Source organism: Primorskyibacter sedentarius, assembly GCF_004342065.1.
In the GTDB taxonomy this organism is placed as follows: Bacteria; Pseudomonadota; Alphaproteobacteria; order Rhodobacterales; family Rhodobacteraceae; genus Primorskyibacter; species Primorskyibacter sedentarius.
Genome location: NZ_SLZU01000007.1, coordinates 89,692 through 104,394 on the forward strand (window position 1 = coordinate 89,692; position 14,703 = coordinate 104,394).

The window sequence follows — 14,703 nt, forward strand, 5'->3', positions numbered from 1 at the left end:
CCCTAACCCATTGTAATAAAGTTATTTACGCAGGCCACACCGCCCCGATCATCCCCACGGAAAGACCTTGTTAAGCTTAACCCCGTCTTAACGCGCCGGGGTCAAGATCGGGCGGCATTCGTCCGGCTGGAGGGTGGTCCCGAACCGTCCGCACCGGCACAAGTCGTTGACACAAAACGAGAACATGCGTAGAACAAAGCAAGATACATGAGGTGGAGTGGCGAAATGCTCACGAAGAAGCAATTGGACCTGCTGGAGTTCATCAACAAGCGGATGCTGCGTGACGGCGTCCCGCCCAGCTTTGACGAAATGAAAGAGGCGCTCGACCTGCGCTCCAAATCCGGAATTCACCGGCTGATCACGGCGCTGGAGGAGCGCGGCTTCATCCGCCGCCTTGCCCACCGTGCCCGCGCCATCGAGATTGTGAAGCTGCCCGACAGCATGAATGCCGCCCCTGCCGGTTTCACCCCCCGCGTGATCGAGGGGGGCTCCTCGGGGCAGCCCGCCAATGCCCAGCCGATCGAGGCGGTGCATGCCACGGAACTGCCGCTGGTGGGGCGCATCGCCGCCGGTGTCCCGATCGAGGCTGTGGCCGACAACCCGCCCGGCATTGCCGTTCCCGGCCAGATGCTTCGCGGCTCCGCCCGCCACTATGCGCTTGAGGTCAAAGGCGATTCCATGATCGATGCCGGGATCAACGACGGCGATGTCGTGGTGATCCGCGAAACCAGCCAGGCCGATAATGGCGATATCGTCGTGGCCCAGGTGGATGGCTACGAGGCGACGCTGAAACGTTTTCAGCGCAAGGGCGACATGATCGTGCTGGAACCTGCAAACCCGGCCTATGAACCCCGTGTCCTGCCGAATGGTCAGGTCAAAGTGCAAGGGCGGCTTGTCGGACTGATCCGCACCTACTAGGCGCACCCCGCTTCACCTGTCAGGACCGCCCTGCGCCCTTTGACCAAAGCGGCGCGCGGCGGTCTTGTGCTTTCTGCCCTGTCGCGCCGACAATGCGCGCCGATCCGCTCACTCCGCCGAGGCAAGCTGCAGCTTCTTGCGCGGCGCCCCGGTCCAGAGCCTGTCGCCCGCATATTCCGCAGCTGTCCGGCGCACCAGCCGCCCCTCCTCCAGATCAAAGGACATGGCCCCGGTCTGGCGGAGCCGCTGCGGATCGTAGACGTCGCAAGCCAGCTCCCGCCCTTCCAGATCGGCCGTGGTGACGACGATCTCTTCCGCCGCGCAGCCTGTCTCCAACAATGCGGTCAATCCGCGTTTGCCCTGCGCATGCCGGAAAGTCCTTGCGCCGTAGGACAGCTCGCGCAGGACACCGCCCCCGGGCCAGCGCGTGGCGGCCTCGGCCTGCTCTGCCGCGTCGCCGTCATTCTCCAGCCAGACGCCCGCGACGAACCCCGCGCCTTTGGGTTTGCTCAACGCTCTGCCCTCTGGCCCCAGAACGCCCATCAAGGCGCCATCCTCGGCCACCAGAACACCCGGCCGGTCAGCCCCGGCCCACAGCGCCAGCGCCAGTGCGACGGGCCCCAGACCCGCCAGACGGACCCGCCCCTGCCACAGCATCAGGAACAACATGCCAAGCGCCAGCATCGGCAGCACCCATGGGCCGGGGCTGGTGACCTGACCAACTGCCCCTTCCCAGCCCGAAACGGTGGTCGCCACCAGCAAGATCCAATCCAGCCCCAGCCCCATGAACCACAGGGCCACGCCTTCCAGCCCGAATGGCAAAAGGCAGGCCGAAACGACGGCGGCGGGCATGACCAGCACCCCCATCAGGGGCACGGAGACAAGGTTTGCCAGCAGCCCGTAATGCGCCGCCTGATTGAAATGCGCCATGCCCACCGGGGCCGTCGCAGCGCCTGCCACGGCAGAGGAAATCACCACCGCCAGAATTGGCCGGACCCAGCGCGGCACCCACTCCATGTCCAGATCCCGCAGTGCGCCAAAGACAGCCACCAGCGCCGCGGTGGCGGCAAAGGACATCTGGAATCCCGGCCCCAGCAGCGCCTCCGGCCGCAGGATCAGGACGATCAGCGCCGCCATCGCAACCGCCCGCAAGCTCAACGCGCGCCGGTCGACGATCACCGCCCCCAGTGCAACGGCGGCCATGACGAAGGCGCGCTCCGTCGCGACATTGCCGCCCGAAAGCGCAAGGTAGAACCCCGCAACCAGCATCGCACCGCCCGCCGCCAGCTTCTTGACCGGCAGGCGCAGCGCCGCTGCGGGCCAAAGCAGAAACCCCAGCCGCAACGCCGCAAAGACGAACCCGGCCAGAAGCCCCATATGTAGTCCAGAGATAGCCAGAAGATGCGCCAGATTGCTCTGCCGCAGTGCCTCCAGCGTGTCCTGCCCCATGCCGGACCGGTCGCCTGTCATGACAGCGGCGGCAAAGGCACCTGTCTCGCCCGGCAGGGCCGCCTGCACCTTCGCAGATAGCGCCATACGCGCCCGGAACACGAACAGCCCCCCCTCTGGCGGTTCCAGCATCAGCACGGGCGTGCGCGTATAGCCCACCGCGCCCAATCGCAGGAACCACGAATGGCGGCGAAAATCGAACCCGCCCGGCTCTACCGCGCCCTGGGGGGGCGACAGATGCCCGGTCAGGATCACCGTCATGCCGGGTGTCGGCGTGATAAAGCCCTGCTCGCCGTGCAGGGACACGCGCACCCGCTCTGGCGTCCGGTCCGGCGAGGTGCGGCTGAGCACAACCCGGTCCAGCGTCAGCCGCACCGCGTCAGAGGCGGACCGGTCGATACCGATGATGCGCCCCTCGACGGGACCGTAATAGCGAAAGCTTAACACAGGGGCAGAGACCTGATGCGCCCGCGCGCCTGCCACGGCCACGCCCAGCAGGATCAGCGCCACAGCGGCCAAGGGCGGCCCCCACGCGGCGCCCAACCGGCGCTGAAACACCAGCATCACCGCCCCCGCCCCGGCGCACAGGCCCAGAACCCATGTCGCAGGCTCTACCCGCAGCAGGAAATAGCCGCCCACCCCCAGTGCCAGGAAAACCGGCACCCAGGCAAAGAGGTGGCCGCGCTGATCCAGCAGGGCCGCTTCGATCCGGTCCAGGGCGCGCATCTTGTCCTTCGCTGGCGTGACGTTTATGGATGCGTCAACGCTATCTCTCCCAAGGTTTACAGAAGGTAAATATTGCCCATGACCGGCCAAGTCGTGACCCGTTTCGCGCCCTCTCCCACAGGCTACCTGCATATTGGCGGGGCGCGCACGGCGCTGTTCAACTGGCTGTTCGCCCGCGGTCGCGGCGGGCGGTTCCTTCTGCGCATCGAAGATACCGACCGCGAGCGGTCAACCCCCGAGGCGACCGCCGCCATCCTGAAAGGGCTGGACTGGCTGGGGCTGGACCATGACGGCGAGGCGGTCAGCCAGGCCGCCGGTGCCGCGCGCCATGCCGAGGTTGCGCATGAATTGCTGGCCAAAGGGGCCGCCTATAAATGCTTTGCCACGCAGGATGAAATCGCCGCATTCCGCGACGCCGCCAAGGCCGAAGGCAAATCGACCCTTTTCCAAAGCCCCTGGCGTGACGCCGACCCGGCCACGCACCCGGATGCGCCTTTCGTGATCCGGCTGAAGACCCCCACCGAAGGTGCCACCGTCATCGACGATCAGGTGCAGGGCAAGGTCACGATCCGCAACGACCAGCTGGATGACATGATCCTGCTGCGGTCCGACGGCACGCCGGTCTACATGCTGGCCGTGGTGGTGGACGACCATGACATGGGCGTGACCCATGTGATCCGCGGGGACGACCACCTTAACAACGCCGCCCGCCAGATGGGCATCTATACCGCGATGGGCTGGGATATGCCGGTCTGGGCGCATATTCCGCTGATCCACGGGCCGGACGGCAAGAAACTGTCCAAACGCCACGGCGCTCTCGGGGTCGAGGAATACCAGGCGATGGGCTATCCGGCGGCGGGCATGCGCAACTACCTCGCCCGTCTGGGATGGAGCCATGGCGACGATGAATTCTTCACCGACGCGCAGGCAAAAGAGTGGTTCGGGCTGGACGGAATCGGCAAAAGCCCCGCCCGTTTCGACTTCAAGAAACTGGAGAATCTCTGCGGTCAGCATATCGCGGTGGCCGACGATGCTGCACTGCTGCAAGAAATTGCTGCTTACCTAGCGGCAGCGAACAAGCCCGCGCTGACCCCCGCGCAGAAAGACGGATTGGGGCGTGCGATGTATTGCCTCAAGGACCGGGCAAAGACATTCCCGCAACTCCTTGAGAAAGCGGAGTTTGTGCTTGCAGATACCCCGATCGTGCCGGACGAGAAATCCGCTGCGCAGCTTGATGCGGTATCCCGTGGTATACTGACGTCATTGACGCCGCAGCTGCAAAATGCTAGCTGGTCGCGAGACGAATTGGAGGGGGTCCTGTCGCGGTTCACCGAGGCACATGACCTGAAGTTCGGCAAGCTCGCAGGCCCTTTACGGGCGGCACTGGCCGGGCGTTCCGTGACCCCCAGCGTATTCGACATGATGCTCGTGTTGGGCCGGGATGAAACCCTGTCCCGGCTTGATCAGGCTGCGGCGATTGAGGCAAGCTGACCGTCGAGGTCACCCTTCCCTCAATGCCTGTTGACATAGGAAGCCGTCGCGCCTGCGCCACGGCATTGAGACGAAGGGACCAATTCATGGCTGAGAGTACCAAGAACGCTACCTTGCAACTGGACGGCAAAAGCTTCGACCTGCCGATCTACAGCCCCACCGTAGGCCCCGATGTGCTCGACATCCGCAAACTTTACGCGGATGCGGGCGTCTTCACCTACGATCCCGGCTTTACCTCCACCGCTGCGTGCGACAGCACGATCACCTTCATCGATGGCGACAAGGGCGAGCTGCTGCATCGCGGCTACCCAATCGACCAGCTGGCAGAGAAATCGCATTACCTCGAAGTCTGCTACCTGCTGCTTTACGGTGAACTGCCCTCCGCGTCCGAGCTGGAGGATTTCGAAAGCCGCGTGACCAACCACACAATGCTGCATGAACAGATGCAGTATTTCTTCCGCGGGTTCCGCCGTGATGCGCATCCGATGGCGATCATGGTCGGCGTCGTGGGGGCAATGTCCGCCTTCTACCACGACTCCACCGACATCACCGATCCCTGGCAGCGCGAGGTCGCCTCGATCCGCCTGATCGCCAAGATGCCGACAATCGCCGCCTGGGCCTACAAGTACCACACCGGCCAGCCCTTCGTGTATCCGCGCAACGATCTGGACTATGCGTCCAATTTCCTGCGCATGTGTTTCTCCGTTCCGGCCGAGGAATACGAGGTCAACCCGATCCTCGCCCGTGCCATGGACCGCATCTTTACCCTGCATGCGGATCACGAACAGAACGCCTCGACCTCGACCGTGCGTCTGGCCTCGTCCTCCGGTGCCAACCCCTTCGCCTGCATCGCGGCCGGCATTGCCTGCCTTTGGGGGCCTGCACATGGCGGCGCCAACCAGGCCTGCCTTGAGATGCTGCGCGAGATCGGCAGCCCCAACCGCATCCCCGAATTCATCGAGCGTGCCAAGGACAAGAACGACCCGTTCCGCCTGATGGGCTTTGGCCACCGCGTCTACAAGAACTTCGACCCGCGCGCCAAGGTGATGAAACAGTCCGCGGACGAGGTGCTGGATCTTCTGGGCGTTGAAAACAACCCGACGCTTCAGGTCGCCAAAGAGCTTGAGGCCGCCGCCCTCGCGGACCCCTACTTCACCGAGAAGAAGCTGTTCCCGAATGTCGATTTCTATTCGGGCATCATCCTCGAAGCGATGGGCTTCCCCACCTCGATGTTCACGCCGATCTTTGCGCTGTCGCGCACCGTTGGCTGGGTTTCGCAGTGGAAAGAGATGATCGGCGATCCCCAGAACAAGATCGGCCGTCCGCGCCAGCTCTATCTTGGCGAGACGCTGCGCGACTACGTGGATATCGAAAAGCGCTGACCCGCTCAGCCGCCGCGAAATCGGCCCGGCCCCTTCGGGGTGCCGGGCTTTTTCATGCGAAGATGACGCCGGAAGGCCGCACATCAGCCGCGCAGCATGCAAATGTGGATTTACCGGGTGGGCTGACCTACGGATCGAATATGCGCAGGCTGTAAAGTGCCACGGAATGAACCCTGCGTACTCCCCACGCAGGCTTCATTCCGCGACTTGAGAAAATGACAGGCCACTCACCCGCTTCTCTTCGTCATAAAACGCAATTTCCAAGAAACCACGCAGATTGCACGCAGCGGCCCCCAGAAAAATGTCAGTTCAAAATCGTCGTCGTTTAACAAAATCTATACTTAATCGTATACGATATACGTTCACACGATTTCAACTAAATTCGTAACGAAAGTTAACGCCTCCCGTCCGGCTGCACAGAAAACAGGCACCCGTACCGGGACTGAAATCCCGCAGGCCAGATGACCCGGCGGGACATGCCCAGCCTGCCCCGATCGAACCGGGCCGCCCGGCCGTTTTTCGAGAAGTTCAGTCTCGAATTCGCACAGCTGATCAACAACAGGCGGAAAGCCCGATCACAAAAGCGCCGCCCAAAAGAAAAACGGGCGCCCCTTGGCGCCCGGTTCCCGTATCACAGTGCGGCTTAGCGCCCTTCGTAATGGGCGGGGCGTTTTTCCAGAAAGGCCACCACGCCCTCGCGAAAATCACGGGTCTTTCCGCATTGCCCCTGAAGCTTTGCCTCCAGCGCCAGTTGGTCGTCCAGAGAGTTGTCAAAGCTGCCACGGATCGCCTGTTTCAGCGCATGATAGGCTGCGGTCGGCCCCTTCGCCAGATGCGCCGCGCGCTTGCGCCAATGCCCGGCGAACGCGTCATCCGCCACCGCCTCATAGATCATGCCCCAGTCATCCGCCTGCCGGGCCGAGATCTTGTCGGCGAACAGCGCCGCCCCCATCGCCTTGGCCATGCCCATCTGGCGCGGCAGGTAATAGCTGCCCCCCGCATCCGGGATCAGGCCGATCCGGGTGAAGGCCTGAATGAAGCTGGCGCTTTGCGTGGCGATGACCACATCCGCCGCCAGTGCAAGGTTCGCCCCCGCCCCCGCAGCCGCGCCATTGACCGCAGAGATCGTCGGCACAGGGCATTCGTAGATCGCCTTCAGCATCGGTTCGTATTCGTCGCGCAGAACCCGTTCGAGGTCCAGATTGGCCGCCGTTGCCCGGTCGCCCAGATCCTGCCCGGAACAAAAGGCCCGCTCGCCCGCGCCGGTCATCACGACCACCCGCGCCTCGGCAGCCCCGGCACGCATGGCCTGGGTGATCTCGGCACGCATCTGCGTATCAAGCGCGTTCATCACGTCAGGCCGGTTCAGCGTGATCACGCAGATGTCGTCGCTCACCTCATAGGTGATGGTTTCGTAATGCACGTCGCGGTCTCCTTGCCGATCAACCTTCGGGCCGCATCAAACACGGACGCGGGCCGAATGGCAAAGCCGAACGCGGCGTCATTTGTCGTCGCGGTGCAGGATCTCTTTCAGCCGCGCGGCTTCTTCGGCGTCCAGCCCGTCATCGGACGGGGTGCCAGCCTGCGACCGGCGGCGGATATAGACCGTGCCCATGCCAAGTGCGGCGATCAGCATTGCAGGCCCCGCCGCCCAGAGCAGCCAGTTGGCGCCGCCCGTCGTTGGCCGCAGCAGGACGAATTCGCCGTAACGGTCGACGATATAGGCAATCGCCTCGTCATCGCTGTCGCCCGCGACAAGACGCTCGCGCACCAGAAGACGAAGATCCCGCGCAAGCGACGCGTTGGATTCGTCAATGCTTTCGTTCTGGCACACGAGGCAGCGCAGCCCTTTGGACAGCTCCCGCGCCCGTGCCTCCAGCGCGGGATCATCCAGAACCTCATCGGGCTGCACGGCCCAAAGCGGGGCCGCAAGCAGCGCAAGGCACAGCGCCAGCCCACAAGACCTGATGGGGGCAAACCGCCTCATTCCGCGGGCACCCCTGCGGGCACCTTGCGCGCCCCGGCGGCGACGCGGTAGCGCCGGTCAGACAGTGACAGACCACCGCCCAGGGCCATGATGATGCACCCGGCCCAGATCCAGCCCGCCAGCGGTTTGACATAGGTCCGCACCGTCCAGGCGCCCTCGCCCTGCGCATCCCCGATCACGACATAGACGTCGCGCAGGAACCGGTAATCGATTGCCGCCTCGGTCGTCGGCATCTGCGCCACGGGATAGTTGCGCTTTTCAGGATGCAAGGTCGCGATCTCGCGCCCGTTCTTGGCAAGCGTGACATCCGCCGTGGTCGAAAAGTAATTCGGCCCCCGCACCCGCTCGACACCGTTCAGCGTCAGCTCGTATCCCGCAACCTCGTAAGGCGCACCGATCTGCGCCACGCGAATATCCTCGGCCTGCCAGGCGGTCAGCCCGGCGATGCCGAAGATGGTGATGCCCAGCCCGGCATGGGCGACCGACTTGCCCCAATCGGCCCGCGGAAGGCGCAGCAGGCGGCGCAGATCGCGCGACCGTCCCGTGCGGGTCCACAGATCGGTGAGCGCGCCAAAGACCAGCCAGCTGCCAAGGAAAAGGCCCACGGGGCCCAGCAGGCTGCGCCCGGACTGGATCGCCCAGGCCAGCCCGGCAAGTGCCACGGCCAGCACGAATGCGGGCACAAGCTGGCGCATCACCCGGCCGATCTTTGCCCGTTTCCACGGCAGCATCGCCCCGATGGGAAGGATCAGACCCAGCACCACCATGAAGGGCGTGAAGGCCATGTTGAAGAATGGCGCGCCCACGCTCAGCTTGCGGTCAAAGAACATCTCGGCCGCCAGCGGCCAGATCGTGCCGACAAAGACCACCAGCGAGGCGACCGACAGCAGGATATTATTGGCCACCAGCGCGCTTTCGCGGCTGACAACGGCAAAGACCCCTTTCGCCTCCATCGCGCCGGCCCGCGCGGCGAAAAGCGTCAGCGCGCCGCCGGTAAAGAATGCAAGGATCATCAGGATGAACACGCCGCGTTCGGGGTCATTGGCGAAGGCATGGACGCTGGTCAGCACCCCGGAGCGGACGATGAATGTGCCGATCATCGAGAAGCCGAATGCCATGATCGCCAGCAAGATGGTCCAGCTTTTCAGCGATTCGCGCTTTTCCACCACGATGGAGCTGTGAAGCAGGGCCGCCGCAAAGAGCCACGGCATGAAGCTGGCATTCTCGACCGGATCCCAGAACCAGAACCCGCCCCAGCCAAGCTCGTAATAGGCCCACCAGGACCCGAGCGCGATGCCGATCGTCAGGAAAATCCACGCAGCCAGCGTCCAGGGCCGCACCCACCGGCCCCAGGCGGCATCGACCCGCCCTTCGATCAGGGCGGCGACCGCGAAGCTGAAACAGATGCTGAGGCCGACATAGCCGAGATAGAGAAACGGCGGATGGAAGGCGAGCCCCGGATCCTGCAGAAGCGGGTTCAGATCCTGCCCGTCAAAGGGCGGGATCGCCAGCCGCAAAAACGGGTTGGAGGTGAAGAGGATGAAGGCCAGGAAGGCCACGCCGATGGCCGCTTGTACGGCCAGTACACGCGCGCGCAAGGTCGGCGGAAGCTGCGCCCCGAACCAGGCCACCATCGCGCCAAACAAGCTGAGGATCAGCGCCCAGAGCAGCATCGATCCTTCGTGATTCCCCCACACGCCCGAGATCTTGTAGATCATCGGCTTGGCGGAATGGCTGTTTAGCACCACCAGTTGCAGGCTGAAATCGCTGGTGACAAACGCATATGTCAGCGCCGCAAACGCAAAGCCCACCAGCAGAAACTGCGTGGTGGCGGCGGGTTCGGCCACGGACATCCAGCCCGGCCAGCGCTTATGCGCACCGATGATGGGAACAACCGTCTGCACGATGGCGACGAGAAAGGCGAGGATGAGGGCGAAATGCCCGAGTTCTGTAATCATACCAAGCGTTATATTCGCGCAATGGGGGGCGGGCCAATGGTTTTCCCCGCCCCGCCCCGTTCACATTGTCGCGCCCTTATGCGCCCGCCACTCGGCCAGCGCCGGGTTGTCGGTGGTGGCGGCGGGCAAAGACACCGGCTCGGGGGCCGGTGTGCGTGGCGCGGCCACCGCACCGTCCTGTGCTGCAACGGCACCGGGTTGCGCCGAAGCCGCGGCGTGGCCACCGCGCAGGGCCTCGATCTCTGTCACCGCGCGGGCGACCTGCGGCGCCATGCCCACGGTGCGGGCAAGCACGTTCTGATAGGCCTGCCCCTTCGCCTGATGGCGCGCGCCAAAGTAGAAGGACACGATCGCGCCCAGCAGCCACCACAGCGGCTCTGGCACCAGCGCGATCCCGGCCATGCGCGCGGCGAACCACACCGGATCCACCATCGCCGCCACGAACAGCCCCAGCGTGCCAAGCGCCAGCGCCGGGCGCGGGATGCGGTTCACCCCGTCCATGAACCGGTCGAACGTGCCTTGCCGGGGCTGCACGAATTCCTGCCCGAACTGCTGCAATGCCGCCCCGCGCAGCGTGGCGCCGCGCACCGCTTCCGCCTCGGCATTGACGCGGAAGATCTCTGCCGTCTCGGCCACGACATTGCGCCCGCCCCCGAAGACGACGCCCAGCAACCTGTCGATCAACCCCATGCCGACACCCGCGCGCGGAACGCAGCCTCTGTCAGATGGAACCGTGGCGAGATGAACTCTTCGGCGCGCTTGATCCAGCCGCCTTTGCCCCCCGCCCGCGTCCGCGCATATTTGCGCGAGGTCGGGCGCGCATCGGCGATCCCGAAGTAATAGTTGCGCCGCGCGATCCCGTAGGCATCCACAAGATGGGCCGAGGCCGCAGCCATCGCCCGTGCCGCCGCCGCAATCGTCTGCGGCCCGACCACACCGTCGGTCGAAACCCTTTCGCCCATCTCGCAAAGCAGCCTTTGCAGGATCTTCACCGCATTGGACCCGGCATTGACATACATGTCAAAGACCGACGGTTGCAGCGCCTCGGGAAGCTCTGCCAGACGCGGTTCTATGAAATAATGGCGCAGGAAGATCTCTACCGCCTGTTTGCGATCAAGACGCCGCACATCTGCTGCGTCCACCTGGCCATCGCCGGTCAGGTCAAGCCCCAACCGCCGCATCGTATGGATCGTGACACCGTGATTGGTGGCACCGCCGGGATCATCCGGGTCGTTCACATAGCCGCCCTCGCGGGCCACGATCTCTTCTGCAATTTGCCTGACTTGGGGCATGTTGGCTGCCTCTCGCTTGCCTGAAACCTCGGCACAAACGATTGCAGCAATTGGTTAACGCGGCCCGATCTGACCGCGCGCAGCCCGCCCCGGATCAGCTGTCGGGGGCCTGGTAGACGCCTTGTTCCTTCAGCGCATCCATGACCTCTTTGGGCATGTATGTCTCGTCATGTTTGGCAAGTATTTCAGAGGCTTCGAACACGCCATTCACATAACGACCCGTGCCGACCATCCCCTGATTCTCGGCAAAGAGATCGGGCAGCACGCCGCCAAAGACCACCGGCACGGTCGCCCCGCCATCGGTCACACGAAACCGGATCTGCTCTCCGACGCCGCGCTCCAGCGAGCCTTCCTCGACCAGCCCGCCAATCCGAAACGTCTCATTCGGTGCGGGCGGTTCTTCCATGACCTGGCTGGGTGAGCGGAAGAAGTTGATGCCGTCGCGCATCGCATAGCCGATCAGCCCGGTGCTCAGCACCAGTGCGACCACGGCCACGCCCACAACCTGAATGCGGCGTTTCTTCTTGAGGCTCTTCATCCGCCCTCTCCTCTCGCGCTTGCGAAACCCTGTCGCAAGATGTCCCAAGACCCATAGCGGCACGCCTTGGGACGCCCGTCCCTATGGGAAACAGGGCACCAGTGTCAGCCCTGCGGTCTCTTCCTCACCTAACATCAAATTCGCATTTTGCAATGCTTGGCCCGAAGAGCCCTTCGTCAGGTTGTCCAGAACCACGACAACGATGGCCCGACCCGCCTTGCGGTCGCCCGTCACGCCGATATGGCAGAAGTTGGAGCCGCGCACATGATGGGTCGACGGCGTTTCGCCAAAGGGCAGCACATGCAGGAAAGGCTCATCGGCATAGGTCTCGCTCAGCGCCGCGTATACCTCTTGCGGGTTCCCGCTGACATAGGTCGTGGCAAGGATGCCGCGATTGACCGGCATCAGATGCGGGGTGAACTGCACCTCGACCGGCCGGCCCGCCAGTTTGGAGAATTCCTGATCGAACTCGCCCAGATGCCGGTGCGTGCCGCCGACCGCATAGGCGTTGTAGCCCTCGGACAGCTCGGCATGCATCAGGTTTTCCTTCATCGCCCGGCCCGCACCGGACACGGCGCATTTCATGTCCAGAATGATGTCGTCCAGCCCGATAACCCCGGCAGAGATCAACGGCCGCAGCGCATATTGCCCGGTTGCCGCGTTGCAGCCCGTGCCCGCCACCAGACGCGCGCCCCGAATCTCGTCACGGTAGAATTCGGTCAGGCCGTAAACCGCCTCTTTCTGAACCTCGACGGCCGCATGCGGGTTGCCGTACCACTTTTCATATGCCGCCGGATCGCGCAGCCGGAAATCCGCCGACAGATCGACGATCTTCAGATCCCGCGGAAGCTCGCGGATCACTTCCTGGCTGGTCTTGTGCGGCAGCGCGCAAAAGCACAGGTCAACCGCGCCGAAATCGATCTCATCGGCCGTGACCAGATCCGGCAGGTCCAGATGGCGCAGATGCGGATAGACCGTCGCCATGCTCTGGCCGGCCTTGGCATTGGCGCCAAGGGCTGCAATTTCCATCGACGGATGGGTGGCGATCAGGCGGATCAGTTCCGCACCGGTATAGCCAGAGGCACCGAGGATCGCGATCTTATGGGTCATGTGAGTTTCCCTTCAAAGGGCATTTGTACAGATTCGGGGGGCAAAAGGCACAAAAGGCACCAACTTGCCGGTGTCAGGCGCTCTCGAATTCGACCTGTCGTCGGAGGAAATGCGTCGCCTGATCCGACACTTTGCGCGGGTTGCCTGTCGTCAGAAAGCGGGTCTTGTCACCCTGCCCCAACATCCCCGGATGACGCTCCAGATAATCGGCAAGGCTTTCGGCAACAAGGTTGGCCTGACTGTAGACGGTCACCTCCGGGCCAAGCGCGGCCTGGAACGCATCCTGCATCAGCGGGTAATGCGTACACCCAAGAATCGCGGCCTGTGGTTCGGGCATTTTCCGTTTCAAAGCATCCACATGGCTGCGCACCAGTGCCTCGGCAAGGATCATGTCACCCTCTTCGATGGCATCGACAAGGCCGCCGCAGGCCTGCGCCTCAACATCCACACCGATCGCCCGGAAGGCCAGCTCGCGCTGGAAGGCCCGGCTGCGGACGGTGGCGGGCGTGGCAAACAGCGCCACATGCTTGACCGCCACTTCGCGCGGCGGGCTGTTGTCGCCCCATTGCCGCTCGGTAAGTGCCTCAATCAATGGCACAAAAACGCCCAGCACCCGCTTGTCGGACGGAATCCAGCTTTCCTGCATCCGCCGCAACGCCGCAGCGCTCGCGGTGTTACAGGCCAGGATCACCAGATCGCAGCCCTCATCCCAAAGCCGCGATACCGCCGCCGTGGTCAGGTCGTAGACATCGTCCGCATCCCGCACCCCGTAGGGCGCATGCTTGTTGTCACCGAAATAGACAAAAGGCACGTCCGGCAACCGCTTGGCAACCGCGTCGAGGACTGTCAGCCCCCCCAGACCACTGTCGAAAATCCCTACCGCCATGCGGAAACCCCGGTCGTCAGTTCTTGCGTTTTTCCTCGAACTCGAACCCGTAGTCATAAGACCGAAGCGGGGTCGGTGAAAGCTCATACGTCGCTTTGCGCAGGAAATCCATAAGCTGTCGCGTATCCTTCGCCCGCGCCTTGATCTCGGCAGGGTCGATGGGTTTGCCGATCACGACGCGCACGGGCGTGTCGACACGTTTGCGAAATTCCTTGATCAGCAGCCCCAGACGCAAGGTCGTGTGCAGATGGCTGGCAAGCTGGAACAGGCGGGACGTATGCCCGTCGAAATAGATCGGTACCACCGTCGCGCCGCTTTTCGCCACCATGCGCGCGGTAAAGGCGCGCCAGCCCGGATCCATCGGTCTGGAAAACGGTTTCGCCGCGGTCGAGACGGTCCCCCCCGGAAAGATCCCTATGGCCCCACCCTCGGCGAGGTAGCGCAGCGCCTCGCGCCGGGTTTCCAGGTTCTGTGCCATCGCCTCGCGCGTCTCGTCAAAAGAGATCGGCAGGATCACTTTGTTCAGATCATCGGCCTTGCGGAACACGGAATTTGCAAGGATACGGAAATCCCCCCGCACCACCGACAGGATATGCCCCATCATCAACCCGTCGAGGATGCCATAGGGGTGGTTCGCGATCACGATCAGCGGGCCATCTGTCGGGATATTGTTCAGCTCTCCCCCGAGGATTTCCAACCCGAGACCATAGCGTTCCACCATGACCTGCCAGAAATCCCGCCCGCCGCTCACCTCGGCCTCATAGCCCCTGGCGCGCTTGATCAGGCCGATCCGTCCGGTCGCGTTTTCCATCAACCGGATCATGGCCCGCCCACCCCGCGTGCTGGCGGAGTAGGCGTAGCTGATGTCTTTTGCGACGTGACGTCCCTTGGGCATCCGGCAAACCCTCTTGATCTGCGGATTGTCTAATCCGGTTGCGACAACCTTTCCAGAGCCTTTGGCCGGCG

At 63.7% G+C, this 14,703-nt stretch carries 13 protein-coding genes; 3 read left to right on the forward strand and 10 right to left on the reverse strand.

The features are described from left to right. Positions 1-225: 225 nt before the first annotated feature. Positions 226-918 (forward strand): transcriptional repressor LexA, encoded by a 693-nt coding sequence (gene lexA, locus EDD52_RS11555; protein ID WP_132245077.1) that lies wholly within the window; start codon positions 226-228, stop codon positions 916-918. A gap of 108 nt (positions 919-1,026) precedes the next feature. Here lexA and EDD52_RS11560 read toward each other — a convergent pair whose 3' ends face one another. After that, on the reverse strand, positions 1,027-3,093 hold the full coding sequence (locus EDD52_RS11560) for a ComEC/Rec2 family competence protein (RefSeq protein ID WP_132245079.1): 2,067 nt from the start codon (positions 3,091-3,093) through the stop codon (positions 1,027-1,029). A 78-nt stretch (positions 3,094-3,171) separates the two neighbouring features. Between EDD52_RS11560 and gltX the strand changes: the two genes are divergently transcribed. Together gltX and gltA are read left to right on the forward strand one after the other, a co-directional pair. After that, positions 3,172-4,584, forward strand: coding sequence for a glutamate--tRNA ligase (gene gltX / locus EDD52_RS11565; protein ID WP_132245081.1), 1,413 nt, complete (start codon positions 3,172-3,174; stop codon positions 4,582-4,584). An 86-nt stretch (positions 4,585-4,670) separates the two neighbouring features. Next, positions 4,671-5,966, forward strand: a complete 1,296-nt coding sequence (gene gltA, locus EDD52_RS11570; protein ID WP_132245083.1) for a citrate synthase — start codon at positions 4,671-4,673, stop codon at positions 5,964-5,966. 643 nt (positions 5,967-6,609) lie between these two features. Here gltA and EDD52_RS11575 read toward each other — a convergent pair. The 9 genes from EDD52_RS11575 to EDD52_RS11615 all read right to left on the reverse strand — a co-directional run bounded on the left by EDD52_RS11575 (position 6,610) and on the right by EDD52_RS11615 (position 14,632). Beyond that, entirely contained in the window at positions 6,610-7,389 is a 780-nt protein-coding gene (locus EDD52_RS11575; protein WP_132245085.1) for an enoyl-CoA hydratase-related protein, read from the reverse strand. Positions 7,390-7,467: 78 nt separating this feature from the next. After that, positions 7,468-7,953, reverse strand: coding sequence for a cytochrome c-type biogenesis protein (locus EDD52_RS11580; RefSeq protein WP_132245087.1), 486 nt, complete (start codon positions 7,951-7,953; stop codon positions 7,468-7,470). Next, a complete protein-coding gene (locus EDD52_RS11585; RefSeq protein WP_132245089.1) occupies positions 7,950-9,911 on the reverse strand; it encodes a heme lyase CcmF/NrfE family subunit in 1,962 nt (653 codons plus the stop codon). The genes EDD52_RS11580 and EDD52_RS11585 overlap by 4 nt, the downstream gene beginning before the upstream one ends. Before the next feature lie 60 nt (positions 9,912-9,971). Further along, entirely contained in the window at positions 9,972-10,601 is a 630-nt protein-coding gene (locus EDD52_RS11590) for a holin family protein (RefSeq protein WP_132245091.1), read from the reverse strand. Then, complete coding sequence (locus EDD52_RS11595; RefSeq protein ID WP_132245093.1) at positions 10,592-11,203, reverse strand: holin-associated N-acetylmuramidase; 612 nt, start codon at positions 11,201-11,203, stop codon at positions 10,592-10,594. Before EDD52_RS11595 ends, EDD52_RS11590 begins: the two co-directional genes overlap by 10 nt. A gap of 94 nt (positions 11,204-11,297) precedes the next feature. Next, complete coding sequence (ccmE, locus tag EDD52_RS11600) at positions 11,298-11,741, reverse strand: cytochrome c maturation protein CcmE (protein ID WP_132245095.1); 444 nt, start codon at positions 11,739-11,741, stop codon at positions 11,298-11,300. A gap of 81 nt (positions 11,742-11,822) precedes the next feature. Further along, a complete protein-coding gene (argC, locus tag EDD52_RS11605) occupies positions 11,823-12,851 on the reverse strand; it encodes an N-acetyl-gamma-glutamyl-phosphate reductase (protein WP_132245097.1) in 1,029 nt (342 codons plus the stop codon). Positions 12,852-12,924: 73 nt separating this feature from the next. Continuing rightward, a complete protein-coding gene (gene murI / locus EDD52_RS11610; RefSeq protein WP_132245099.1) occupies positions 12,925-13,737 on the reverse strand; it encodes a glutamate racemase in 813 nt (270 codons plus the stop codon). A 16-nt stretch (positions 13,738-13,753) separates the two neighbouring features. Continuing rightward, complete coding sequence (locus EDD52_RS11615) at positions 13,754-14,632, reverse strand: lysophospholipid acyltransferase family protein (protein WP_132245101.1); 879 nt, start codon at positions 14,630-14,632, stop codon at positions 13,754-13,756. Positions 14,633-14,703 lie beyond the last annotated feature (71 nt).

Coding starts and splice junctions, on each gene's coding strand:
- ccmE (WP_132245095.1), bottom strand. CDS start 11,741: ATGAAGAGCCTCAAGAAGAAACGCCGCATTCAGGTTGTGGGCGTGGCC.
- EDD52_RS11595 (WP_132245093.1), bottom strand. CDS start 11,203: ATGCCCCAAGTCAGGCAAATTGCAGAAGAGATCGTGGCCCGCGAGGGC.
- gltA (WP_132245083.1), top strand. CDS start 4,671: ATGGCTGAGAGTACCAAGAACGCTACCTTGCAACTGGACGGCAAAAGC.
- argC (WP_132245097.1), bottom strand. CDS start 12,851: ATGACCCATAAGATCGCGATCCTCGGTGCCTCTGGCTATACCGGTGCG.
- EDD52_RS11590 (WP_132245091.1), bottom strand. CDS start 10,601: ATGGGGTTGATCGACAGGTTGCTGGGCGTCGTCTTCGGGGGCGGGCGC.
- EDD52_RS11585 (WP_132245089.1), bottom strand. CDS start 9,911: ATGATTACAGAACTCGGGCATTTCGCCCTCATCCTCGCCTTTCTCGTC.
- EDD52_RS11580 (WP_132245087.1), bottom strand. CDS start 7,953: ATGAGGCGGTTTGCCCCCATCAGGTCTTGTGGGCTGGCGCTGTGCCTT.
- EDD52_RS11560 (WP_132245079.1), bottom strand. CDS start 3,093: ATGCGCGCCCTGGACCGGATCGAAGCGGCCCTGCTGGATCAGCGCGGC.
- murI (WP_132245099.1), bottom strand. CDS start 13,737: ATGGCGGTAGGGATTTTCGACAGTGGTCTGGGGGGGCTGACAGTCCTC.
- EDD52_RS11615 (WP_132245101.1), bottom strand. CDS start 14,632: ATGCCCAAGGGACGTCACGTCGCAAAAGACATCAGCTACGCCTACTCC.
- lexA (WP_132245077.1), top strand. CDS start 226: ATGCTCACGAAGAAGCAATTGGACCTGCTGGAGTTCATCAACAAGCGG.
- gltX (WP_132245081.1), top strand. CDS start 3,172: ATGACCGGCCAAGTCGTGACCCGTTTCGCGCCCTCTCCCACAGGCTAC.